Annotated in this window: 22 protein-coding genes; 13 read left to right on the top strand and 9 right to left on the bottom strand. The window is 41.2% G+C overall.

Annotated elements, in window-relative coordinates; translation table 11 throughout:
* Window positions 1-3: 3 nt before the first annotated feature.
* From R7Z50_RS17710 to R7Z50_RS17700, 3 genes are all read left to right on the top strand, one after another.
* Window positions 4-1,185: an MFS transporter gene (locus tag R7Z50_RS17710; protein ID WP_017635963.1), complete on the top strand. Its 1,182-nt coding sequence runs from the start codon at window positions 4-6 to the stop codon at window positions 1,183-1,185.
* A 143-nt stretch (window positions 1,186-1,328) separates the two neighbouring features.
* On the top strand, window positions 1,329-1,850 hold the full coding sequence (locus R7Z50_RS17705; RefSeq protein ID WP_031777252.1) for a TetR/AcrR family transcriptional regulator: 522 nt from the start codon (window positions 1,329-1,331) through the stop codon (window positions 1,848-1,850).
* The gene (locus R7Z50_RS17700) at window positions 1,847-2,896 is read left to right on the top strand and encodes an alcohol dehydrogenase family protein (protein ID WP_213899506.1); all 1,050 of its coding nucleotides are present in this window, start codon (window positions 1,847-1,849) and stop codon (window positions 2,894-2,896) included. Before R7Z50_RS17705 ends, R7Z50_RS17700 begins: the two co-directional genes overlap by 4 nt.
* 202 nt (window positions 2,897-3,098) lie before the next feature.
* On the opposite strand, the gene R7Z50_RS17695 is transcribed toward R7Z50_RS17700, so the two are convergent.
* Window positions 3,099-4,010, bottom strand: a complete 912-nt coding sequence (locus R7Z50_RS17695; RefSeq protein WP_054579521.1) for a GlxA family transcriptional regulator — start codon at window positions 4,008-4,010, stop codon at window positions 3,099-3,101.
* 114 nt (window positions 4,011-4,124) lie between these two features.
* Here R7Z50_RS17695 and R7Z50_RS17690 point away from each other — a divergent pair, with 114 nt between their 5' ends.
* The gene (locus R7Z50_RS17690; protein WP_005377333.1) at window positions 4,125-4,643 is read left to right on the top strand and encodes a cysteine hydrolase family protein; all 519 of its coding nucleotides are present in this window, start codon (window positions 4,125-4,127) and stop codon (window positions 4,641-4,643) included.
* A 120-nt stretch (window positions 4,644-4,763) separates the two neighbouring features.
* Complete coding sequence (locus tag R7Z50_RS17685; protein ID WP_005377331.1) at window positions 4,764-5,525, top strand: transporter substrate-binding domain-containing protein; 762 nt, start codon at window positions 4,764-4,766, stop codon at window positions 5,523-5,525.
* Window positions 5,526-5,623: 98 nt separating this feature from the next.
* On the opposite strand, the gene R7Z50_RS17680 is transcribed toward R7Z50_RS17685, so the two are convergent.
* A complete protein-coding gene (locus R7Z50_RS17680) occupies window positions 5,624-6,697 on the bottom strand; it encodes a permease (protein ID WP_411979504.1) in 1,074 nt (357 codons plus the stop codon).
* Between the two features lie 346 nt (window positions 6,698-7,043).
* Between R7Z50_RS17680 and R7Z50_RS17675 the strand changes: the two genes are divergently transcribed.
* Window positions 7,044-8,036 (top strand): zinc-binding dehydrogenase, encoded by a 993-nt coding sequence (locus R7Z50_RS17675; protein ID WP_005377328.1) that lies wholly within the window; start codon window positions 7,044-7,046, stop codon window positions 8,034-8,036.
* A 147-nt stretch (window positions 8,037-8,183) separates the two neighbouring features.
* Here the strand turns inward: R7Z50_RS17675 and R7Z50_RS17670 are convergent, their stop codons facing one another.
* The 4 genes from R7Z50_RS17670 to R7Z50_RS17655 all read right to left on the bottom strand — a co-directional run bounded on the left by R7Z50_RS17670 (window position 8,184) and on the right by R7Z50_RS17655 (window position 11,983).
* Window positions 8,184-9,086 (bottom strand): homocysteine S-methyltransferase family protein, encoded by a 903-nt coding sequence (locus tag R7Z50_RS17670; protein WP_318149182.1) that lies wholly within the window; start codon window positions 9,084-9,086, stop codon window positions 8,184-8,186.
* Window positions 9,087-9,362: 276 nt separating this feature from the next.
* Window positions 9,363-10,097 carry an amino acid ABC transporter ATP-binding protein gene (locus tag R7Z50_RS17665; protein ID WP_005377326.1) on the bottom strand — a complete coding sequence of 245 codons (735 nt, stop codon included), beginning with the start codon at window positions 10,095-10,097 and terminating at the stop codon, window positions 9,363-9,365.
* 14 nt (window positions 10,098-10,111) lie between these two features.
* A complete protein-coding gene (locus R7Z50_RS17660; RefSeq protein WP_005377325.1) occupies window positions 10,112-11,059 on the bottom strand; it encodes an amino acid ABC transporter permease in 948 nt (315 codons plus the stop codon).
* A gap of 135 nt (window positions 11,060-11,194) precedes the next feature.
* Window positions 11,195-11,983: a transporter substrate-binding domain-containing protein gene (locus R7Z50_RS17655; protein WP_005377324.1), complete on the bottom strand. Its 789-nt coding sequence runs from the start codon at window positions 11,981-11,983 to the stop codon at window positions 11,195-11,197.
* A 461-nt stretch (window positions 11,984-12,444) separates the two neighbouring features.
* Here R7Z50_RS17655 and R7Z50_RS17650 point away from each other — a divergent pair, with 461 nt between their 5' ends.
* Window positions 12,445-12,789: a DUF3316 domain-containing protein gene (locus R7Z50_RS17650; RefSeq protein WP_005377323.1), complete on the top strand. Its 345-nt coding sequence runs from the start codon at window positions 12,445-12,447 to the stop codon at window positions 12,787-12,789.
* A gap of 604 nt (window positions 12,790-13,393) precedes the next feature.
* Here the strand turns inward: R7Z50_RS17650 and R7Z50_RS17645 are convergent.
* On the bottom strand, window positions 13,394-14,368 hold the full coding sequence (locus R7Z50_RS17645; protein ID WP_005377322.1) for a porin: 975 nt from the start codon (window positions 14,366-14,368) through the stop codon (window positions 13,394-13,396).
* Between the two features lie 140 nt (window positions 14,369-14,508).
* Complete coding sequence (locus R7Z50_RS17640; protein WP_005377321.1) at window positions 14,509-15,432, bottom strand: LysR family transcriptional regulator; 924 nt, start codon at window positions 15,430-15,432, stop codon at window positions 14,509-14,511.
* 378 nt (window positions 15,433-15,810) lie between these two features.
* On the opposite strand from R7Z50_RS17640, the gene R7Z50_RS17635 reads away from it, so the two are divergent.
* The 3 genes from R7Z50_RS17635 to R7Z50_RS17625 all read left to right on the top strand — a co-directional run bounded on the left by R7Z50_RS17635 (window position 15,811) and on the right by R7Z50_RS17625 (window position 21,208).
* Window positions 15,811-16,980 (top strand): efflux RND transporter periplasmic adaptor subunit, encoded by a 1,170-nt coding sequence (locus tag R7Z50_RS17635; RefSeq protein WP_025768141.1) that lies wholly within the window; start codon window positions 15,811-15,813, stop codon window positions 16,978-16,980.
* A gap of 12 nt (window positions 16,981-16,992) precedes the next feature.
* Entirely contained in the window at window positions 16,993-20,133 is a 3,141-nt protein-coding gene (locus R7Z50_RS17630) for an efflux RND transporter permease subunit (protein ID WP_005377311.1), read from the top strand.
* A gap of 145 nt (window positions 20,134-20,278) precedes the next feature.
* Window positions 20,279-21,208, top strand: coding sequence for a LysR family transcriptional regulator (locus tag R7Z50_RS17625; RefSeq protein ID WP_205461551.1), 930 nt, complete (start codon window positions 20,279-20,281; stop codon window positions 21,206-21,208).
* Window positions 21,209-22,436: 1,228 nt separating this feature from the next.
* Here R7Z50_RS17625 and R7Z50_RS17620 read toward each other — a convergent pair.
* Window positions 22,437-23,336 carry a LysR family transcriptional regulator gene (locus tag R7Z50_RS17620; protein WP_005388203.1) on the bottom strand — a complete coding sequence of 300 codons (900 nt, stop codon included), beginning with the start codon at window positions 23,334-23,336 and terminating at the stop codon, window positions 22,437-22,439.
* A gap of 112 nt (window positions 23,337-23,448) precedes the next feature.
* Here R7Z50_RS17620 and eamB point away from each other — a divergent pair, with 112 nt between their 5' ends.
* The 3 genes from eamB to queC all read left to right on the top strand — a co-directional run bounded on the left by eamB (window position 23,449) and on the right by queC (window position 25,407).
* Complete coding sequence (gene eamB, locus R7Z50_RS17615; protein ID WP_005388201.1) at window positions 23,449-24,033, top strand: cysteine/O-acetylserine transporter; 585 nt, start codon at window positions 23,449-23,451, stop codon at window positions 24,031-24,033.
* A gap of 308 nt (window positions 24,034-24,341) precedes the next feature.
* Window positions 24,342-24,683, top strand: coding sequence for a helix-turn-helix domain-containing protein (locus R7Z50_RS17610; protein WP_025768136.1), 342 nt, complete (start codon window positions 24,342-24,344; stop codon window positions 24,681-24,683).
* Window positions 24,684-24,750: 67 nt separating this feature from the next.
* The gene (gene queC, locus R7Z50_RS17605) at window positions 24,751-25,407 is read left to right on the top strand and encodes a 7-cyano-7-deazaguanine synthase QueC (RefSeq protein WP_005377298.1); all 657 of its coding nucleotides are present in this window, start codon (window positions 24,751-24,753) and stop codon (window positions 25,405-25,407) included.
* Window positions 25,408-25,582: the final 175 nt, after the last annotated feature.

Below are 25,582 nucleotides of genomic sequence, written 5' to 3'. Positions count from 1 at the left end.
GTTATGCCTTTAGCTTTACTTGCATTGACGCTTAGCGCCTTTGCTATTGGAACCACGGAGTTTGTAATTGTCGGTCTGATACCGACTATGGCCTCCGACCTCAACGTATCATTACCTTCAGCGGGTCTTTTAGTTAGCCTGTACGCACTTGGTGTTGCGGTTGGTGCTCCCGTTTTAACAGCGCTGACTGGTAACTGGAAAAGAAAGTACGTTCTGCTTTCTGTTATGGCACTGTTTGTTCTTGGCAATCTGTTAGCCTGGCAAGCACCTGGATACAACACACTAGTTACAGCAAGGATACTGACCGGGCTTGCACACGGTGTGTTCTTTTCGATCGGCTCGACTATCGCCACTGGCCTAGTGTCAAAAGAAAAAGCCGCTAGCGCAATTGCTATTATGTTTACCGGTCTCACCGTAGCTCTAGTGACGGGCGTGCCACTTGGCACCTGGATTGGCCAGACATTTGGTTGGCAGGCAACCTTCCTAATCGTCGCGATCCTTGGAATCATCGCACTGATAGGAAGCGCTCTGCTAGTGCCGAGTAATCTGAAACAACCACCAGCAACCAAGCTGTCATCGCAAGTAAAAGTCTTGACTCAGCCTCGTCTACTTTTGGTGTACGCAATCACCGCGCTCGGTTACGGTGGTACGTTCACAGCCTTCACTTACTTGGCTCCTATTTTGGAAGAAGTTTCGGGGTTTGGCTCTAGCGCTATCAGCCTAATTATGTTGGTTTATGGTGTATCAGTCGCATTCGGCAACATCTGGGGCGGAAAGATGGCCGACTCTATGGGGCCAATCAAAGCTCTGACAGCGATTTTCTCGGGCCTAATTGTGGTATTGCTCGTGTTTAGTGTCACAGCATTTAATCCAATTTCTGCAGTAGTGACCATTCTTGTCTGGGGTGCCTTTGCCTTTGGTAACGTTCCAGGACTTCAAGTTTATGTTGTCAAACTAGCAGAGAAATATTCACCTGATGCAGTCGACGTCGCTTCTGGTCTCAACATTGCTGCATTTAACGTAGGTATTGCACTGGGTTCTTGGGGCGGTGGCCTTATCGTGGCCAATGCTGGGCTGATGCACACACCTTGGATTGGCGCGATCGTAGTATTAGGTGCTCTACTACTAACCCGTTTCAGCGGAATGCTAGACAAGCGTGGAGAGCAGCACGCAACGGCACACTGATTCACGTTCCGAATCTATAAAAATCACTTAAATTAGCCCGGCATTACGTCGGGCTTTCAATACAGAGTTTAAATACACCATTGACTGAGGTAGAAAGTTTATTCTACCCTTAGGTAAAACAAACGTTCTACCTGGTGTATCAAATAGTGAAAGAAAAAATCGCAGCAAGCCTAGAAAAAGCATTCAGTCAGTATGGCTTCGCCGAGCCTAGCGTACCCCAACTCAAAAACGCCTGCGAAGTCAGCCTGAGAACCCTGTACAAATACTACCCCTCCAAGGAAGCGATGATTGTTGCAGCTCTCGAGCATCGCCATCAAAGGTATTTGAGTTTTTTGCTCGAAGACGCCCCTGCCAATGGAACACCGGCTGTATTACACCTATTCACTCGCCTCGAGGATTGGATGAAGGAGTTTGCACCGAATGGCTGCATGTCCATCAATGCATTAGCAGCCTATCCAGAAAATCTATCTATTAATCAAGCAGTAAAACAACACAAATTGGCGGTTCGTCAGCTTATGGTCCAACTAAGTCAGCGAGAAGACCTCGCAACCACACTCTTCTTGTTACATGAAGGTCTATCCAACGCATGGCCGGTTCTCGGTCACGCTGCCTTTGCATCCGCTGAACACACTCTGCTAGAACTAATGAAGGAGAACAATCAATGACCACAATCCCGAAAGTAATGAAAGGCGTCCAACTTATCGGTCATGGTGGGCCAGATATGCTTCGTTACCGCGATGATATACCTGTGCCAGTCCCCTCGCCTGATGATGTATTGATCCAAGTAGCCGCCGCCGGAGTCAATAACACCGACATCAATACCCGAACAGCATGGTATTCTAAAAACGACGCCAATAGCATGGATGCAAGTTGGTCAGGAGACGCGCTATCTCTCCCTCGAATCCAAGGTGCCGATGTATGCGGTACCATCGTCGCTGTTGGTGAGAATATCTGCCCATCACGAGTCGGCCAGCGCGTGCTCATCGAACCATGTATTACGCGCTTCAACAGTCAAGCACTTAGCTTGCCTTGGTACTTCGGTTCAGAATGTGATGGTGGCTTTGCTCAGTTCACTGTTGTTGACAGTAAACATGCATATGCAGTGAATAGTAGTTTATCGGATATCGACTTGGCCTCCTTCCCTTGTTCTTATTCAACTGCAGAGAACATGCTTGTCCGCTCTAATGTCACAGCGAGCGATACTGTACTGATTTCAGGGGCATCCGGTGGTGTTGGCTCTGCCGCAATCCAACTGGCGAAGGCGCGTGGAGCATACGTCATTGCTATCGCCAGCCCAGAAAAGAAAGAACAGATCACGGCATTAGGAGCAAACCAAGTTATCCCTCGCGATGCAAATTTGCCGGCGACTCTCGGAGAAAACAGCGTTGACGTAGTGATTGATTTGGTCGCAGGAGAGCAGTGGCCACAATTTCTTCAGGTACTAAAGCCAGGATCAAGATACGCTGTTTCCGGCGCCATAGGCGGCCCAATTGTCGAGCTGGATGTAAGAACTCTTTACCTTAAAGACCTAGCGTTATTTGGTTGTACCGTTTTGGCACCAGAAGTATTCGGTAACTTGGTTCGCTATATCGAACAGAACGCAATTCGTCCCTTAGTCGCGGAGTCATTTCCCTTGAACCAGATAGGTCAAGCGCAAGAAGTATTTTCACGCAAGCAACATATTGGGAAACTGGTTTTGGAAATCACATAGCTTTTGTGATTAACAAAGACCTATACAAGTCATTGTAATTTGAGAACCCTTTAAGCATTCTACAAAATGTTCAGTAATTAGGAGTGCGCTACGGTTGGCTTAGCTTGTTATCCCTTTTCATCACGCTAAGCCAGCTTGTAAAAATATGTGTTTGTTTCTGAGTTATAAATGTTTAATACCAACATTATCTTACTTCTGGCGTTTATGAACAGAACCGAGATCTGAACGACTTTGGTGTTAAACCTACGATCCTATTAAATATTTTCCTGAACGCGCTCACATCTTGGTAACCCACTCTAAATGATATTGCGTCAAATGTTAGGGTTGTCGACTCAAGTAAATCACAAGCTTTTTGGACTCTTAAGCTTTGTATGTATTGGTTAACATTGAAACCTGTCGCCTTTTTAAAGCGTCGCTGCAATGTCCTTTCTGTTAAACAACTCAACTCTGCAAGCTCTTTATTGCTCAGTTTTCCTTGATAATGATCGTTTATATAGTGCTGTAGTTGAACAATTACCTCATCACCATGTTGGAAGTTTGGGGTAAACTGTTGATAAAAGCGTTGCTCTCTCGGACCAGTATCAATAACCAACATTTTTCCTAACAGGCGCATTACTGCCGGTGACGCAAATAAGGAAACCAATTCCAAGCCTAAATCCACCCATGACATCATACCCCCAGCCGTAATGATCGTTCCTTCGTTAATAAGGATGGCTTCTTGTCTTACGTGGATATCGGGAAACTGACTCGCTAATGAAGGAGCCAAGCCCCAGTGTGTTGTACAAGACTTATTGGTCAACAACTGGGTTTGAGCAAGAATAAAAGTACCAGCGCAGGCGGAGGCTAAAATCGCACCTTTACTATATTGGACATTTAACCAGTCGAGTAGCTCTGGCTCTGGTTCTAAGTAATATTGACCAGTGCCGCTGGGCGGAATCATTACCGCTGTTTTCACATCGAAGTGCGTGTTTGACCAGTGATCCAATATCTCTACTTCAAAGTGCACATCAACGCCCAATTTAGCCGCCGCACGGTTTGCCATCTCGAAGAGTTCGCTTAAACCATATACGGAGGCTTGCGAGCTATCTGGGTAATTAACGAGTGCTATTTTCATTTATCTTCAAGTGTCGCTTTTTGACTCTTTTGTGTCATTTTAGACTCTAAAGAAGGTGGCTAAAAGTCTTTATATTATTCGTACCGCAATGATCCTCAATAAAAGGAAAAGAAAATGACTCAAAAAGCCCTACTTGTAATTGATTTGCAAAACGACTATTTCCCAGAAGGAAAGTTTCCTTTATGGAATACAGAATCAACTTTAGACAATGTTAAGAGAGCAATAACTAAAGCCAATGAGCAAAACATTCCTGTGATTCATATTCAGCATATTGCCGACCCTGCCATGGGTATTGCCCCATTCTTCAATGAAGGCAGCGACGGTGCCAATATTCACCCAGAAGTTCTTGCTTTAGCGCCGAATTCCGAAATCGTGGTAAAGCACTTCGCAGATAGCTTTGAAGGAACACGTTTAGAAGAAGTATTGGCAAGCAAAAATGTAACGGAGTTACTTGTATGCGGAATGATGACACAAAACTGCGTGACACATACTGCTATCTCAAAATCTGCGGACAAGTATGATGTTTCGATCTTAATGGATAGCTGTACCACGGTCGATGAAATGATTCACAACATTGCACTTCACGCTGTCTCAACGAGAGTTCCCCTCGTAACTATTGAAGATAAGCTGTAATACACGTAAAACCTTTCGCTCACACAATGCGGGCGAAAGGTCACACATATATGCACTTTCATTGATATTTACTTACTTTGTGTTAAACATTGGTTTCCAAACAGTTACAAGGAAACGTTTATGAAATGGATAGTCGTATTGTTTATTAGCTTATTTTCAGTTTTCAGCCATGCGAAAGAGTGGAAACAAATTCGCTTCACTGTTGAAGGGGCTTACCCTCCATTTAGCTGGACGACAAAAGAGGGAAAGCTAGAAGGGTTTGAAGTCGACCTCGCTAACGCGTTATGCAAAGAGTTAGAAGTAAAGTGCGTTATCTCAAAAATGGATTGGGATGGCATCATCCCTTCTCTCCTTAGTCGCAAGAACGATGCGATTATTGCTGCAATGACAATCACAGAAGAACGAGAAAAGAAAGTCGATTTCACCGTCCCTTATGCAAAAGTACCGACTCGTTTTGTAATGAAAAATGATAGAGAAATCAACATGGATGACGGCAGCCTAAATCGTTTATCTATTGGAGTTCAAAGAGCCACAATTGGTGATAAGTACCTTTCGGCCTTGTATCCAGATATTGATATTCGTCGTTATGGTACGTTCGATGAGGCATTTACCGATCTACTCAATGGACGGTTAGATGCTGTATTTGGCGGCTCAATCGGTTTAAGTGCTGGTTTTCTTGAAACTGCACAAGGTCAAGGCTATCACTTTACTGGACCAGCGTTTACTGAGGAAAAGTGGTTCGGTCGTGGCATTGGCGTAGCAGTGAGAAAACAAGACAAAGAATTAAAAGCATTACTCGATAGCGGAATACAAAAATTGATCCAGAGCGGTAAGCATAAAACCATCGCCAGCAAGTATTTCTCCTATAGTATTTACGAGTAACCTCTTTATCTTTTTATAGCCTGCGCGGTATAGGAAACTTCCCTTTCCCTATATGGCGACAAAAACGGAGCCCTCGAGCAGTCGCCCGAGGGTTATTTTTATAAAAAAGCCCACGTATATAAGTAACCCGCTCCCATGGCCATCGTTAAGATAACGATTAGGAAGGCAGCGATCATTTGGTTCTTAAAAATTGATTTCAACAAAATCACTTCTGTAAGACTTGCGCCAGCACTACCAATAATAAGCGCCATAACAGATCCAAGAGCCATACCTTTTTGTACTAGTGCCGCGCTAAGTGGAATGACCGCCTCTGCACGGATGTACAATGGAATACCAATGATTGCTGCGACCGGAATCGCGTACCACTTCGCTTCACCAGCGAACTCCGCAATGAACTCCGTCGGGATGAAGCCATAGATAAATGAACCAATCGCAATGCCCATCATGAGATAAGGGAACACTTGCTTAAAGTCTTTCCAAGTTGATTGCCAAATACGTACCCAGCGGCTAGGTTCTTTCTCTTCCACGACTGTCGCTGTTGCACTACCGTCTGATGAGCAGCAAGACACTTCCACTTTAGGTTCAGGTTTTGGTGCATCACCACAACAAGATGTTTTCGCCGCAACTGGCGTAGGTTCATTGCAGGCGCTGGTACCACAGATTGATGCTGGTCTCGCTTCTTCTTTTTTCTTGCTTGAATCGCCACAAGAAGTACCGCACGAAGAAGAACCTACCGCTTGATATGCTTCTGGTTTGACGTAACGTTCAAACCCTAGTTTTTCAAGTACATAGCCTGCTACCACTGATTCTGACATCGCGATAGCAAAGTAAAATACCGCAACTTTCCAACCAAAAGTCACCACAAACAAGCCAATAATCACTGGGTTAAGCAACGGGCTTGCAAATAGGAACACCATCATAGGTCCAAAACCTGCTCTTGCACGCAACAAGCCTTTTAAGAAAGGAATGGTCGAACACGAACAGAAAGGCGTAATCGAACCTAGCAACGCAGCAATGAAGTAACCTTTACCCTTTTTCGAGCTGAGAATAGATTGAATTTTTTCTGGCGTTAGAAAATCTTGCAACACACCGACAATGTAGCTAATTGCCAGAAATAAGATGATAAGTTCGGTTGCTAGAAACGCAAACATATCCAGCGCTTCTTTAGCCATAGTTATAATTTCTGTATTCACATTTACTCTCCTAGTCATTTTTCGCTAACGAGCTTACCTGATAGATAAGCCTTTATTTCGATATTTCTGGAATTATAGAATCATAAAACAAAAAATCAACAGAGTATTTCCATAAAAATGGAATAATAAAACTAGTCATTACTTATCATAAAGTTACATGTCGTTAGCTATGCAGACTGGTTGTCGATGATAATTTCAGAGCATCTCGATTCCTTTTTATCAAACATAACCTAAAATTATCAAAATAAGAAAAAACCATAATTATTGCAGCAGCACCCTCTGAGTTAGTATGACTTTCGACCATTCTTAATAATAAGGAAAACCTATGAGAGCGATAACTTACCAACGAGATAACGATACTTTCTCTTTATCCGAATTACCTACACCAAAACTAGAAACCCAATTTGATGTATTGGTTAAAGTTAACGCTGTTGGTTTGAACCCTGTCGATGCAAAAATTCATTATTGGTCAGACATGGTCACTAACATGGATAACAATTTTGTTGGCGGGTTAGACGTATCAGGAGAAATAGTCTCTGTAGGCGATGCGGTCGTTGATTGGAAGGTTGGCGATAAAGTGTTGTATCACGGAAACATGAGACGCCATCACGGTGGATTCGCTGAATTTGCTATCCATGATTCAAGAACGCTCATAAAGCACCCTCAGGTTCCGGTTGAAGTGGCAGCATCTACACCTTGCGCAGCCTGGACCGCATATCGCGCTTTGGTAGACAAGCTCGATATTTCAAATCGAAGCAGCATTTTTATCGCCGGAGGTGCTGGCGGCGTTGGAAGCTTTGCTATTCAGTTAGCAAAGACATTTGGTGTTGAACAGATCATTGCTACTAGTTCAGAAGCTAATCACGCATATTTGTCCTCGTTAGGAGCAACCCATACGATTGATTATCATCATGAAGATGTAGTTCAGCGAGTAATGGACATTACCGGAAATCATGGCGTTGAGGTTGCACTCGATTGTGTAGGCGGTGATAACGACCGAATTGCAGCCTCGGTGTTAACCTTTGAGGGCGAAATGGTGGAGCTCGTCAAGACTGTCGACCCTTCTCAATATCCAGATGCCTTCTTAAAAGGCTTGGGCTTCCACCAAATAAGTTTGGGCTCTGGTCATGTCTTTGGCGAGAGAGGGTTTGCAAGTATCGTTAATGCCGGAAAGGAAGTGTCTGAGCTATTAGAAAATGGAGAATTGGAAGTACCGAAACTGAAGATCATCGGCTTAGAGGATGTAGGTAACGCACTCTTGGACATGCGAAATCAGAGAACAGTTGGAAAGATTGTCGTTAATCTGAACCAAAAATAATTAATAAAGATCTCGAGGCAAACTGGCAAAGTAATGAGCAAGTTAAAGCATCTTGTTACTTTGCCAGATATGAAAGACCTTTATTTTGTCTATAACGATGAATGAAAAACAAAACCTCTTGCCATACTTCCCTGCGCTTCACCAAAATTAGGCGTTTTCGAGAGTGTCTCTCCAAGTCGCTAGCAATTTAATATGACGTGGTTCAATCCCACAGCAACCACCAATAATGCTTGCTCCCTGCGCATGCCACTTTTTAGCATACTCAAGATATTCAGTCGGAGAGAAATGACGAACTTCCTGAATGGTCTTGTTGGCTTGGTGCGCTTGCTTTATCGGAGCAAAGCTATTTGCGAAAACACCTATCGTCAATTCTCTACCTGACTCACTCAATACTGCTTGTGTATCTATGATCGCTTGCTCGACAACTTCAGGAATAGAGCAATTGAAAAAGATACCTGAAACATTTGTTTTCAACAGCGTATTAACCGCGACTTTAAGAGATTCCCCTGAGCGAAGGCGAGGCAAAGAGTTAGGCTCATCCATTAAGGTGAAAGCAAGATAATTGGGCTTATCTGTTTTGGCTAAAATTATTGATAGAACTTCAACTTCAGCGAGGCTAGACACGGTCTCAGCTAACCAAATATCAACATATTGATCTTGAGCTTCAAATAACTCAGAAGCCACTTCCAGTGCCCTTTTCGGCTCGAATAATTCAGGCCTGTAAGACCCCATTACAGGAGGAAGAGAACCCGCAACGAGCACTCTATCGTTAGAGCTGGTGACTACATCTCTTGCAATTTTGGCTGCAGATTTTGCTAACTCAGTCCCCCGTTTTGCATAGAGTTCCTCGCCTAAGTGAAATGGAACACATGCATAACTGTTGACAGTGATAATCTCTGCGCCAGCGTCTATGAAATTCTCATGTGCCATTTTTACATATTGTGGTGATTCAATTAGCGCTTGTGCACTCCAAAGCGGCTGAGAAAAAGGGGCGCCAATACGTTTTAACTCTCGCCCCATGCCACCATCTAAAATTGTTACTTTCTTCATTTAGACATCCATACCGCCAAACATCCACAAGCTCTATTCAAACACAATTTTTATCAATTCAAAATGAAATTGTTATGTTTAAAGTGAACAAATACTTAATGGCTGATTAAACACTCTAGTATTTACCAGACCTTTCATTCGGACCAAGATAATGTTATCGCCATTAACTTCGAGTAAAAAGCCCATTATCTATGTCTCTCGGCGAGGCGGGCGTTACGAGCCACAATAGTGCATGAAGTGATTGAGGGACTAACCCTCAATCAAATTTTCTTTTTATTATAAGACCTTAGATAAAAACTTCTGTAATCTAGGATTGGAGGGGTTATCAAAAAATCGCTCAGGAGAGTCAGAAACCAAAAGCTCACCATCTTCCATAAACAACACCCTATCAGCGACCTCTTTTGCGAAACCCATTTCATGAGTAACCACTACCATCGTCATTCCGTCCTTGGCCAAATCTTTCATCACATCAAGAACTTCTCCAACCATTTCAGGGTCTAGTGCTGATGTGGGTTCATCAAACAACATAATGTTGGGCTTCATTGCTAACGCACGAGCGATTGCGACGCGCTGCTGCTGTCCACCTGATAAATGATTAGGATAATTATCCATTCTCTCCGACAGACCGACTTTATAAAGCAAATCTTTTGCTTCTTTCTTCACCGATTCAGGGTCACGTTTAGAAACCTTTAAAGGTGCTAACATGACGTTCTCTATCGCCGTTTTATGTGGAAAAAGGTTGAAGCCTTGAAATACCATGCCCACATCAGCGCGTAGTTTATTGATATCCGTAGATTTGTGGTACATATCGATACCATCTACGATTATAGACCCACTATTTATTGTCTCTAATTGATTGATCGTCCGTAAGAATGTTGACTTACCAGAACCTGACGGTCCTACGATGACAATCACTTCCCCTTTTTCTACATTTACCGATACGTCCTTGAGCGCATGGCAGCCATTAGGGTAAATTTTATTAATTGTTTTTGCTGAAATAATGTATTCCATTAATGACTCCACCATTAATCACTTGCTGCCAATTTCTTTTCTAACGTTTGTATTGCCCAAGATAAGGTACTAGTCAGAAGCAAATAAAGGGCCGCTACGGTAAACCAAACTTCAAATGGGGCAAAACTACCACTTACGACTTCCCTGCCCGCTTTTGTCAGATCAGTAATCGAAATCACGGAGACAAGTGAGGAATCTTTTATCAGGTTGATAAACTGCCCGGCTAAGGGAGGTAATGTCTGCTTAAACGCTTGAGGTAAAATGACATAAATCATCGCTTTGGGATAATTCATTCCTAGTGAACGCGCCGCTTCCATTTGTCCTCTTGGGATTGACTGGATTCCTGACCGCACAATTTCTGCGACGTAAGCGGCGGTAAACACGGAGAGCGCTATCACTCCCGCAGTAAAACGCTCAAGGTCAAGCACAGTACCAATAAAGAAGTAAACGATAAAAATCTGTACTAAAAGAGGCGTTCCACGAATGACCTCGACATACACAAGCGCCAGCTTTTTTAATGCCGGATTGCTGGATATGCGCATTAGTCCGACAACTAAGCCCAACGCTAGAGCAATGATAAGTGACCAGAGTGAGATTTTAATGGTCGTCACAACACCATCTAAAATTGGGCCAGAGCGCCACTCTTTTATAGTTGCTAAGGTATCTCCTTCAAAAATAAGATCACCTTCATAGACGTCCACAGACTTATATTGGCTTAGTTCAAGAACAATATCACCATGAATACTCTCCAGAGCCAGTTGGTTATTCTCGTCGAGAATGATGTTCCCATCGACAGGCGCGGTAATGGATGAAGCAGCGTTAGTGGCAATATAAGGAAGGACACGCTCCCAATTCCAGCTGTAATCGATTCGCTTACCTGACAGATAGACAAGACCGCAAATTGATAGCAAAACAAGAACAAAAACAGCGTTCCACAATAGGGATTTAAAGTTATTTTGCATGTGATTCCGAGAATGACTTTGATTAAAGTTGGTTGGGTATTTGAATAAAGAAAAGCGTTAGCTTCACAGCGCGAACCGTTTGGTTGGCGATGAGCCGAGCCAGAAGCTAGCCGCTCCTCTACAATAACAAAATGATTACTTAACTTGCTTTAACCATTTATCGTCGTTAAACCACTTATCGTAAATGCGATCGTAAGTTCCATCGCCCTTAATTTGACGTAAATAGTTGTTTAAGAAGTTAAGCGTATCTGGATTTCCTTGCGGCACAGCCCAACCCAAAGGCTCGTAAGTAAACGGTTTAGCCAAGTGCATTAACTGCCCTTTGTTTTCCGCTACATAAATAGAGTTGTAAGGAAAGTCATAAACAAACGCATCTACCTTTCCGTTGGCAACCTCAAGTACCGCTTCAGACTGAGTTTCGTATAGATTTATCTTAGCTTTCGGAAGGTATCGTTTTACCGCTTGCTCACCCGTTGTCCCAAGCTTAGTTGCAACAACATATTCTGGACTATTGAGATCGCGGTAACTAGACACTTTACCTTCATGTTTGAGATCTACGAGAATGGATTGACCAATAACCACATAGGGATCAGCGAAATTCACCTGAGTATTTCGCATAGGTGTGATAGTCATCCCGCCCATAATCATGTGACACTTACCAGTCAACAGTGTTGGGATAATGCCATCCCATGAAGTGTTTACCGGCACAAACTTAACATCCATGGCACGCGCCATTTGCTTACCCAAATCGATATCAAACCCGATGTACTGCCCATTTTTTGCTGTCATTTCAAAAGGCATATACCCAGAATCAAAACAGACTTTTAGCTCCCCTGTACTTTTGATGTCGTCTAAAATTGGGTCTGCATTAACCGTCGTCGAAACAGCTAACCCCAGTGCAGCAAAACACAATAACTTTTTCATGGATATTCCTTTATCATTTGTTGTAAAGTTTTTTTATACACGACAATAGAATAAAAAACCACAAATAATGACTTTTTAATCACTAGAATTTGTAGAATCGTCACTAAGACGGAAGATCTGAATGAAAATCTATACCAAGCCATTGCAATTGAATTGCATGCATTAAGTGATTGAGCTGTAGGCAGGTCACTATAACGACAAGAAACATACGCTTTGACTGAATAGTCAGCGTTTCCGAGAGTGGTTTAATTATTAACGAAACCATACAGATATTCGCTTTTCCACATTGACCGTAATGTCAAAAGTGCTTGAGTTTTATTGTTGACAATTCTTCCATAGTCAATGGTCACAAATGTGATGTACAGCACATTTCTATAGTGGCACTATCACCTTTGTCGAGAGATATTAACAAGGATTCGTTGGACATCTTGACTTTGTAATACAAATAAAAAGGTGACTATATGAAAAAACTAATGACGCTCTCATCACTATTATTATTCAGTTTATCTGCTACTGCTGGTATTCATGTCGAACACTCTACAAACAAAGTTGTTCTCAATGACTTTACGACAAAAGATGCCGCTTATAGCTCTGCGTTTGATCTTGTCGATGAATACCAAACGCTATCAAAACATGAACTTAGAAATCGTCTAAACATCATTGGAAGCGGTTTCCCTCGTGATATTGCAATCGATGATAGTAAGGTGAGAGTTGAAGAATACGCACTTAACCGTGATGAAGTTAAATATCGTGCAATCATAAACTTCGATTATCACTTCAGAACAAGTGACGGCGGTAAAAACTAAAAAATCATCTGCACCTTTACTTTCTTAGAGTCCTTCCTATTTTAAGAAAGTAAAGGTGTCTAATCATATTGAAACGACTGCTTTTCATAAATCGCTCTCTCCTTACATAAACAGTATCAATCCCTACCTCTATCGTTTACATAAAAATAATTTTTCCAATCTTCATTGAGATACATTTCGTCGTTTGGCGCTTTATCATTCACTTGGTTCGCCATATGGATTCCACATCACTTAAATGAAAAAGACCCTTGAAATTGAGTTCACTTTTTTATGACGATTAACTCAACCTAAGATTGACAATTTTCGTTATATTTTTCTCGTTTATAGCAATATATAGAAAAACTCTTTTTGTTTTAATTAACCATAAGACGTAAAAAAAGGCAACAAGATACTTCTTGTTGCCAAAGAAAAAATCATCATTCAAAAAATATGAAAATGAAAACTAGCAGTGGACTAGCTAACAAAACAATTATATTCAAAACACTTAAACAAGTAACGATCAATATAATCCATTATATATGGACGAAAGTCAGCACTTATGAACTTACACCGATAAATAAAAAAGCCTGAAAATAGTTTCAGGCTTTTTAGCTTTATTAATTTTTTAGAATGAATATCTCGCAGCTATTGCAAGAATATCGTCTTCATTGTCTACATCTGTAATTCTGTATTCTGCTAGTGCTTTAAAATTAGAAGTCAAATCGTACTCTGCACCTAGTGAGTAGTAATCGACGACATCTTCATCATCACGCTCTAGATTGTTATAGCCAACTAGTGCCCAAAGCTTATCTGTTACTTCATAAGTGGCAACTGCTTCAATACCGGTGTAATCAATATTACTTTCAGAACCATCTTTAGCCCAGTTTTCACCATCACTGTATAAAACAGAGGCATAAAACTTGTCGTATTCAAATGCAATAGCACCCGTTAGCAGCTCTGCATCTTCTGCACCCGATTGCCCTTCACCTTCGTTGTAACCAAGCGCAACTTTGAAGCCATATGGCAACTTGTAGTCCGCCGCCGCACCATAAGAGGCTGCATCTGTTGACACTTCATCGTTTTCAGCCTGATAGCTAACATGAATATTCAAACCTTCATAGCTTGTCGTTAGCTTAAATACTGAATCGGAGCGACCGGTACCATATAGATCCGCACTTACGCCAGCAGCTTCATTACCAAACTCCGGGAAAATATCCGTGTAGTCAGATACTAAAGTGACCGCACCGTATTGACGTCCATAACTTACTGTTCCGTAATCTGCACCAACTCCTACATAGCCTTTTCGGATATCAAATTCATCATCTTCAATCCCATCAGCATCTCTGCGATTAGACTTAAATTCCAACTCATATAAGCCGAAGGCATAAAGATCTTCATTTATTTTAGACTCACCTGAAAGTCCTACACGAATGTAGCTATTATCTCCGTCTGCATTTTTATCATCAGAGAAATAATACATCCCTTGCGCTCGGCCATGAATATTTAATACTGATTCTTGATCTTCATAAACTACGGCTGAATTTGCAGCACTTGCAGAAAAAAGTGCTGCGATTGCGATCGACGTTCTTGTCATTTTCATTTAATTACCACTACTTGTGTTGTTTGAATCGAGTGAAATTATGAACAGTGGCAATTATTTTTAAAGTGCAAATTCAACCATATTCTATGGATAAATATAAACAAGCCCTCAATCTAAAACATTATGTCCTAGTACTCATATTAGTTGAGATAATCCATCCAAACAGGAGGCGTCCCTATTATTTTTTGAACAGTATCAATGAACAGTTTGGCTAATGGTTGTTGATTTCGGTGAGTATACATTGCATATATTTCCCCTATCGCGGGAAGATTATAATCAGGAAGCAACTGTACAAGATCTTGTTTACTCAAACTCTCCTGAAGAAAGAACTGCCCTATTAAAGCATACCCTAGATCAGATTTTACGGCATCGAGCATTAACTCAGTTTCATTCACGAAGTACTGCCCATTGATATTATACGTTCTAACGTCGCTTGATGACTGGCTTGGCGCTATACGTAGCTTATCTGCCTTAAAGTTAGCATTAGAGTATATTACTGCTGGCATTTTTATAAGCTCTTCTGGAGAGCTCGGGGTTCCATACTTGTCAATAAAACTCTTCGATGCAACCAGTGCCATATTATTGCTTGCCAACTTACGTACTATCATATTGGACTCTCGGATTGGTCCGATACGAAACACAACGTCAAAACCTTCGTGGATAACATCGACTCGATTATCATCGAGCAGCAGCTCTACAGTAATGTTTGGGTACTGTTTTATAAACTCTTTAACTGCCTGATTTAAGTAAGCTCTGCCAAAGAAAGTGGAGCTTGATATTTTCAGGTTACCCTTCGGTTCATCCTGAAATGTAGCAGCAATACTACGAGTTTCAGTTAGAACCTCTCTTACTTTCTTAGCTTGCGCCACCATCTCAACACCAGCATTGGTCAGGGATAGCGAACGCGTGGAACGGTTTAACAGCCGTAAGCCCAATTCATCCTCTAGCTTTTTGATCTGTTTTGACAAAGCTGAACGATCTATATGATTTCTGTCAGCAGCTTTAGCAAAAGTTCCGTATTCAGAGACATCCAGTAGTAATTCAAGTTGGCTTGCGAGATCCACTGCACAATTCCTTATTTAGTTTTTATTCTTTATGTGATGGGAAATGGATTTTACAAAATTAATTTCAATTTTTTATGGTTCAAATTGCATCAGTGAATTGCAAATAATGCACGAATTAAAAACGCTTTAATTTTCGTCGCTATCTTTAGCTTCTGTTTAGTTATTCCCATCTATTATGGCTTATTACATTTAACAATACTCCACGTCTTTAAAACCCTAAACTGACCTTTTTCAAACCAAAATGCGAGCATTTTGACCAATATTTAATCGTGCATTTTTATCACTACTCTATGTTCGCTGAGGGCCTATTTACCCATAGGTACAATGAATACAATGCCGTTCCTTTTAGTATGAACAGAATCATTTAGGGCGCGACAAATGTTAAAGAAAGTTTTCGGCATTGGCCTTTTATCCGTTTTAGCTGCTTGTGCAGACGAAGAGATAACCAAACAACCTAATACTCCCTTACCTACGATAGACGTTTCCAAAGTCATCTATGAGCCGGTTCAATCGTGGTTCACCTTTACAACAAGGCTTCAAGCCCCAGAGAAAGTTTCTTTAATGCCACGCGTTTCCGGAGTTATTGAAACGGTAGAATTCAAAGACGGACAGAGTGTCAACAAAGGTGACTTACTCGTCACTCTTGATGATCGAACCTTCAAAGCTCAGGTCTCACGACTTGAAGCGCAAGTTAAGAGTGCTCGAGCTGCGCTAGAGCAAGCAGCAAACGAACAAAAGAGAGCCGCCCAACTGGTTAAGCGAAAAGCCATCTCAGCGGAACAAGCAGAGGCCCGAGATACCGCAGTAAAACAACGCTCTGCAGAACTAATGGCTTTGCGTGCTCAGTTAGAATCCGCAAAGTTAGATCTTGAGTTTACGAAGATATATGCCCCTATTAGCGGCACTATTTCAAGAGCATTCATTACTAAAGGAAACAATGTAAACGCAAATCAAAGCGTTATATCAAACATTGTCTCTAACGATCAGGTATATGCATACTTTGATGTCGATGAGCGAACTTGGAACCGTTACTTCTCGACAATCAATGCCGACTCTAACTTACCTACTCGTCTTGAACTATCTGGACAAAATGGGCAGGTGTTTTTTGGACGCGTTGACTTTGTCGACAACTCCATCAACGAAAACACCGGTACTTTGCAGGTTCGAGCGGTATTCGATGCAACAAAATCAAACTTAAAAGTGGGATCGTTTGGCCGAGTTCAGATATCAACAACCAAACCAGTTGAACGAGTTCTCGTTCCAGAGCGTTCTATTGGCACAGATCTAGAAAACCGCTTTGTATTAACACTCAATGAAGAGAATACGTTGCAATACAGCATCGTAACCTTAGGCGAACGTTACGGAACATTTCGTGCTATCGAGAATGGCTTGAACGCCGACTCAATTATTGCGGTAAATGGCCCAGCAAAAGTTGGCCCAAATAGCAAAGTCACACCAAAAAATGTCACGCTAGATATTAGCAATACTTCATTGATTATGGCTTCAAACTCAACATCGTTGCCAAACAAACGTTTAGCTCAAGACTAAGAAGACAACCGAATGAAATTTGCACACTTTTTTATTCAAAGACCCATATTTGCCTCTATGTTATCGCTATTGATATTAATAGTAGGCGCAATTTCACTTTTGCAGTTGCCTGTGAGTGAATATCCAGAGGTTGTCCCTCCTACAGTAGTAGTTACAGCAAACTATCCTGGTGCGAACCCAAAAGTAATCGCAGAAACAGTTGCTACGCCTCTGGAGCAAGAAATTAATGGTACAGAAAACATGTTATATATGTTTTCACAGGCAACCAGTGACGGCAGAATGACATTGACCGTAACCTTTGCTTTAGGTACGGACTTGGACAAAGCTCAGGTTCAAATTCAAAATCGCGTCACTACAGCTTTGCCCCGGTTACCAGAAGCCGTCCAACGGTTAGGAGTTGTTGCCGAAAAAGCCTCTCCTGATCTCACCATGGTTGTGCATATATATTCTCCAGATTCTAGCCGTGAAGTCAGTTATTTAGCTAACTACGCTAATTTAAACTTGAAAGATGAGATAGCTCGGCTCGGAGGCGTTGGTGATGTGCGCCTTTTCGGTGGTGACGAGTACTCAATGCGCTTGTGGTTAAATCCAGATGAGCTCGCTTCTAGAAATCTAACCGTAATGGACGTTGTCTCCGCCGTCCGATCTCAAAACCAACAGGTGGCAGCAGGCTCATTAGGTGCGCAACCAGCCGCTAATGAAAACCAATTCCAAGTTTTGTTGAACGTAAAAGGCCGCTTGGAGAATATTGATGAATTCAACGACATTGTAGTAAAAGTTGACGAAACAGGGGCTTTGACACGTCTTAAAGACGTTGCACGCGTAGAGCTAGGTCAAAACTCTTATGCACTGCGCGCCTTGTTAAATGGTAAACCAGCGGTGGCGATGCCCGTATTCCAACGCCCTGGTGCTAATGCTATTGAGCTATCTAATCAGGTTCGTTCAACCATGGACCGTTTACAAGCAGCCTTTCCAGCTGGAGTTTCATATGAAATAGCCTACGACCCGACCGTCTTTGTTCGTGGATCGATAGACGCTGTGGTTCATACTCTGCTAGAGGCAATTGTACTAGTTGTTGTTGTAGTCATTTTGTTTTTGCAAACATGGCGCGCGTCTATCATCCCTATCATTGCGGTGCCTGTTTCATTAATCGGTACGTTCGCCGTAATGCAAATGCTCGGAGTATCGATTAACACGCTTTCGTTGTTTGGACTTGTTCTCGCCATAGGCATCGTTGTCGATGACGCCATTGTCGTCGTCGAAAACGTGGAACGGAACATCCATAATGGTCTTGCACCACTAGAAGCAACGAAACAAGCAATGACCGAAGTTACCGGGCCAATTATTGCAATTGCTTTAGTGTTATGTGCGGTGTTCATCCCGACGACCTTTATTACAGGGTTATCCGGTCAGTTTTATAAGCAGTTCGCACTAACAATTACGATCTCGACGATTATTTCAGCAATTAACTCGTTGACGTTATCGCCTGCTTTATCAGCACTGCTATTACAAGATAAGAACGCAAAACCCGATCGGCTAACCAAGCTATTGGATGCGGTTTTTGGTAAGTATGTTTTTGCGCCATTCAATAGAATTTTTGAGTACAGCTCTAACCAATATCAAGCTCTGGTCAAGAAGCTTATTCGCTTTAGCCTTGTTGTTGTGGTGGTATACATTGCGTTACTCGGGGGAACGGTTTCTCTATTCAAAGCGGTTCCTGGAGGATTCATTCCTCAACAAGATAAGCAGTATTTAGTTGCGATCGCCCAACTTCCAGATGCAGCAAGTTTAGATAGAACAGAGTCCGTTATTAAAGAAATGGAAAACCTCGCGCTGGCAACACCTGGCGTAGCACAAACCATTTCTTTCCCAGGCTTATCGGTCAATGGTTTTACTAACAGTCCGAACAGTGGCATCGTTTTTGTTACGCTTGAGGACTTCGATAAACGAAATGATCCAACTCTCGGCGCAAATGCGATTGTTGCATCTTTAAATAAGAGCTTTTCAATTATTGATGAAGCCTTCGTTGCGATTTTTCCACCACCACCAATCCAAGGACTTGGATCTACTGGCGGCTTTAAGCTTCAAATCGAAGACCGTGCGAACAAGGGGTTTGATGAGCTCTTCAAGCAATTGAACTTGGTAATAAGTGAGGCATCAACAAGACCCGAGCTGATGGGATTATATTCCACATTTCGTATACAAGTGCCGCAGATGGACATCCAAATAGATCGTGAACAAGCGATGCTGCAAGGTGTTCCTCTAGAGCAGGTTTTTGATGCGCTTCAAGTTTATTTAGGATCGTTGTACGTCAATGACTTCAATATGTTTGGTAGAACATACAAAGTGAATGCCCAGGCAGACATGAACTATCGTCTCGAACCTGACCAAATACTTAACTACAAAGTAAGAAATGCTGCCGGACAAATGGTTCCTCTCGGCGCTGTACTGGAGATCATACCTACGATTGGGCCTGACCGCGTGATGCACTATAACGGCTACCCTAGTGCAGAACTAAACGGCAGTCCCGCTTTTGGTTACAGTTCTGACCAAGCCCAAACGGCTATTGAGGAAGTACTGGATCAAAACCTAGCAGAGGGAATGGTTTATGAATGGACTGATGTAACCTACCAGCAGATTTTGGCTGGTAACACGATGGTGTATATATTCCCACTTGTTGTTTTGTTAGTTTTCATGGTGCTAGCTTCGCAGTACGAGAGTTTAAAACTACCATTCGCTATCATTTTGATCGTTCCTATGACCATTTTTTCTGCACTAGCAGGTGTTTGGTTCATTGGTGGTGACAACAATATATTCACACAAATTGCTTTGATTGTCCTTGTGGCTCTAGCGTGTAAAAATGCCATCTTGATGGTGGAGTTCGCTAAAGAACTTAAAGACAATGGCCAAGATACCTTATCAGCGATTTTGGAAGCATGTCGTTTACGTCTTCGACCGATTCTAATGACATCAATTGCATTTACCGCTGGTGTTATTCCATTAATGATTGGTACAGGGGCCGGAGCGGAAATGCGACAAGCAATGGGTATTGCCGTATTCTCGGGTATGGTAGGCGTAACGGTATTTGGATTACTACTCACACCTGTTTTTTACATGTTAGTGAGTCGAAACAAAAAACGTCAAACACTATAACCATAATATAAATACTCATTTATATTCATACTAAAGGGAGCTATTGCTCCCTTTTCTTTTGGTTATTAAGTATATTAATAATTTCTAGACAGAGCAGCAGTTATACATGAAACTAATACGCTAATATCTAACTTGGATAAACATTGTGGATTTAGCAAATAAACTACACCTGCTTTTAGAAGTCTCTAAAGCTGGATCTTTTGCAAAAGCAGCAGATGGGATGAATATCGACCGCTCTGTTTTATCTAAACACATCAAGCAGTTAGAAGAGCACTTAGGCGTTAGGCTATTAAACAGAACGACTCGCTCTCTTTCATTAACACAAGTCGGCAAGCAAATAGTTGAAAAAGCAGACCAAATATCTCAACTCCTTGATGATACTCAACAAATAGCGGAGAACTTTCAGACTGAGCCTTCAGGGAAAGTACGAATTTCAAGCTCAACATTATTTGGAAAACTCTATCTACAACCTTCGATAGAGAAGTTTTTACATAAGTACCCAAAAGCAAGTGTTGAACTAATGCTAGATGATCTTCATGTAGACGTGATTAGAAGTAATTTTGATATTGCTTTTCGAATCGGACCTATGAGGGATTCATCAATGGTAGCAAGAAAATTAGCAAAAAATACGACTGCAATCATTGCTTCTCGAAATTTAATTGAAAAACATGGTAACCCAGAAACGCCTGATGAGTTAGTTAAGCTACCTTTTATTATTTATTCAAATGGTAATTTTATTGTCGATAAACTTAAATTCTACGACAAAGCAAAATCAGATGGTTTAGATACATACCCAATATCAGGGTCATACATGGTCAATGAAGCTGAGCTAATAATTGAAAGCGTAAAGTCAGGTCTGGGCGCAGCACTTATAGGTCAATTTATGCTTCCTAAAAACCTAGAGTCTTCTAATTTAGTCCAACTTTTACCAGAATATGAAACTCAAGATTTTGGTGATATTTATGCCATGTACTCACACCGTCAGCAATCACCATTGGTTAGGGCATTCATTGATATCGTTCAAGAAGAAGTTGGCATACCACCAATATGGGAAAAGCATTTCAATAAAAGCTAGTTGATTCTATTTAACCAAAATTAACAGAAAATCAAATAAAATCAATAATTTAAAACAGAAATGTTTAAGATCCATCGAAGTTTAATGTTAGGTGAATTAAGTTCCATTCTAAATGGCGCTTAATTCACTAAATATAAAACACTCTTGATTTATAATACTAACAAATCCATCACCTATGCAAGTTACGATGTATATTAAAGAAAAACACACCTCGATCACTAGTTTGTTAGTATATAAAATATCTTATCTTATTTTTTTGGTTATTTATACGTTAGCAACGATTTATTTTAGCGTACAAATGGACAAAAGCACATCGGAGAACTCTCTTATAGAAATGACTCAAATAGCATTTGTGCTTTTTTCATCGTTAATGTGTTTGTATAAATCTAAGGAATATCTTGAACTCAAACACATATTAGTAATAATGTCTTCATTTTTTATGGTTATATTCGTTAGAGAAATGGACTACCACATAGAGCAGTATTTCCCTCACGGTTCATGGAAGTACCCTGCTTGGATTATAATAGTCTCGGTCTGTTATTTTTGTTTTAATAACATAGTTAACATAAAAAATGAGGTAAAATTTTTCATTTCTCATTCTAGCTTCACGACATTAACGATTGGCTTTTTTATTGTTTTCTTATTCTCACGATTTGCAGGGTATGGTGATTTTTGGGTCGAGTTCATGGGGAAATCATATAATAGAGACGTGAAAAACTTGGTCGAAGAAAGCTTAGAGTTACTAGGTTACGCGATACTTTTAAACGGTGTTTTACTTATTAAAGTAGAAAACCACTAAGTATAAACAAAAGTTCAGAGCTTGTAGTTCAAGCTTTGAACTTTTTTTGGTTAAAAAAAAGCAGCAAATATAATTTGCTGCAAATGATGAAAAAAACAATATGCGTAAGTTAACTTCCTAGCAATGGATGCGTTAACGAGTTAATAATAACGAACCGTAACAATTAAGTCTCGTTGAAAATAATCCATAAAGAATGGCATTTATTACACTGTTAATTATGTAACCTTATCTAATCTAGTTATCACACGCCGTCGTTTTGATATCTTATCTCTTTCCGTCAATAAATAGCTCTTCACATCAGATCCCATTTATCATCCCACAACAGTCGGATTCACAACAAAGCAAAAAAAATCAATAAATTAGAAGTGGTCACTTAAAAAAATAAAAAGGAGTAAAAACGAAACTATGTCAGATAGAACATATTAAAGATCACCGACTCTGAGTAGAAAACCGTTCATACTCGTTACGCATACAATCAATAAAGACTTCCATCGCCGGCGTCACACACTTCCCAGCATGATAAGCGCAGAGTGGCTTGATCATCTGTGAAAATTCGGTGAACTCAAGCTCTTGTAAACTGCCCTCTTGCAACTCTTTTTCAACCGTAAAACGAGGTAAGTAAGAAATACCAATATTACTCTCAACGCAATTTTTGATCGTATTAATACTGCTAAGTTCGATCATGTTGTCGATGCTAATATCACGCTCTTGAATAATGCTCTCAAACATCTGTCGAAAAAGGCACTTAGGGCCATTGCTTATAAACCCTAAATCAATATGTTGCTCTCTCTTCTTTAAATCTAGCCCTTTTAAAAGCGGTGAAGCAACCAATACCAGTGGCTCCTGCTCAAACTCGTGGACCTTGAGCGTATCGTCATTACCTACTCGATAAAACACACCTAAATCAGCTTTATCCGCTATCAACTCATCTCGAATCTGATAGCAATTTTGTGATTGCAGAGAGAGTCGGACATTGGGCGCTCTGATCCTGAACTCTTTTAAAACATTAGCCATCTTATAAGCAAGTTGAGTCTCAGCAATCAGCACTTTCAATTCACCGGTCGGCTCCGAGTTTTCTTGCTGTGCTGTTCCCTCAATATTTTCCATCACTCGCGCCAGTTCATAGACGTAAGGCAGTATCTTTTCTCCTGCTTGAGTCAAAACCATCTTACGCCCTATTTTTTCGAACAGCTGCAGAGACAGATCTTGTTCCAACTGCTTGATTTGAAAGGTGACGGTTGATTGCGTGCAATAAAGCTTCTGTGACGCTTTTAGAAACGATCCTTCTTCAACAATAGCTTTAAAAGTAAGAAAGCGTTTTAGATTCATGACTAGACTCCACAACCAACAGTTCAATAAATTAAAAGTCTAAGTTTTAATTTATTCAATTTTTTAATCAATTGTAGCGAAGTATAGTGCAGTAAAAACAGGAGAGATAGAGATGACAGCCATCTACACCGCATTTTTTACTTACGTAATCATTACTTCAATTACACCAGGGCCAAACAACATTTTATCGCTCAGCATCGCGACGCAATATGGACTAAAACGCTCAACAAAAGTGATTTCGGGGATGTTTTGTGGCTATGTTGTTTTGATGCTACTTTGTGGCGCTTTCACGTATAACATGATCAGCCTCTTGCCCGTGATTACACCTTGGCTAACATGGATTGGAGCAGCTTATATTGTTTGGTTGGCTTGGGGGCTTGCTACGAGTGAGATCAAAACTTCATCGGATAATTCTAAAGGTATCAGTTTCTTAACAGGTTTCGGTTTGCAGTTCGTTAATGTGAAAATCATTCTTTATGGAATTACCTCTATTTCTACGTTCGTACTGCCCCACACTCAGAATATCTACTGGATCTTAGCGACTAGCCTCATTCTTGCTTTGATCGCACTTCTTAGCAACGTAGTTTGGGCCGTTGCAGGAAAGCTACTTCAATCGCAATTCCAGAGATATGGCAAAGTCATCAATATGAGCTTAGCAGCAGCTCTGATCTATTGTGCGACACAGTTATTTACTTAAGTATATAGTTGATCATCAAGAACAATATTGCTCTTCAACTTAGACGACTACGTTTATGTGAAGAGCAAATTCTGCTCTACAAATCGCTGCGGTTTCTCGTGCCCTTACTCGCTCCTCCCGCGCCTCCATACGGCAGTTTTTGAAGAAGTAGATTCAACGTCACTTAATCAACCTAAAGAGACGAAATCTTGTTTAGCTATACATACACGGCCTTGGCGACCTCGGCAATAACTAAGCATTACTTAGTATACACAAATCAGAAAAACTAAGATAATCTTAGTCATCCAAGTCCTTCGTATGAACTTTAAGTGTTGTTTAATAACCCACTCCCAGCCCGCCTTAAGCATGCGCGTAAACAAGCGAATCTGTCCCAAAAAGCACTGGGCATCCGTATCGGCATGGATGATAGTTCTGCAAGTGCAAGGATGAATCAATACGAAAGGGAGCGCCATACTCCCGACGTAAAAACGCTCAAACTTATCGCAGATGAGCTAAACGTGCCTCTAAACTATTTTTTTTGTGAAGATGAAATCACCGCTGAACTTGCTGTGAATCTCCACAAGCTGTCAAATGATGACAAGCAAAGAGTGCTTGAGAGCACAGCCCAGTTGATTGCGGACGCAATCGCTACGAACAAGTCGAGTACGTAATTGGGATTAAACGCCTAAGAATACGTATCAATACCAAAGAATCAAAGAGCATAACTAAGGGTTCAACATGGCTACAACAAAAGCACTTGTGGTTTTTTCCGGTGGGCAGGACTCTACGACCTGCTTAATCGATGCATTAAATACATATGATGAGGTTCATGCTATAACGTTTGATTATGGCCAGCGTCATTCAGATGAAATAGATATCGCTATCGAATTAGGTAAGCAACTTAACATCAAAAGCCACAAAGTCCTGGATGTAAAATCAATTAATGAGTTAGCGATAAGCTCGCTGACAAGAGACAACATTCCGGTATCTAATGACTTAAGCGATGCTAACGTACCCAATACATTCGTTCCAGGGAGAAACATCCTCTTTCTTACTTACGCATGTATCCATGCTTACCAGCTTGGTATTCAAGACATCATTACGGGAGTTTGCGAAACAGACTTTAGTGGTTACCCTGACTGCCGAGACAACTTTATTCGCTCTCTAAATCTCTCTTGCAATTTAGGTATGGATAAAGCCTTCAATATTAAGACTCCTTTAATGTGGCTTACTAAAGCAGAGACCTGGGCTCTCGCTGATAAGCACAATATGTTGGAGTTTGTCCAAAACAATACGTTAACATGTTACAACGGAATCGTTGGTAAAGGCTGTGGTGAATGCCCAGCGTGCCTACTGCGACAAAGCGGCTTAGAAGAATACTTAGCGAGCAAATAGTCTTTGTTAGCGGTAATAGCGCTGGGATAAAACCTTTTGCGTTAGCTTCTAAACGTTTTATCTCAGCGTGAAACTCCAGCCAACAGAGCTTCATTTTGATGCCGCCAGATTGGTGGCATCAATTAAATGCGAAACGATTGTCGAACCAAAGATAGCACCACACCACAACAGCCAA

The organism is Vibrio sp. 1249-1 (assembly GCF_033340495.1).
Note: the sequence above shows the minus strand (reverse complement) of the source record. Positions and strands in the feature narration are given on the sequence as shown.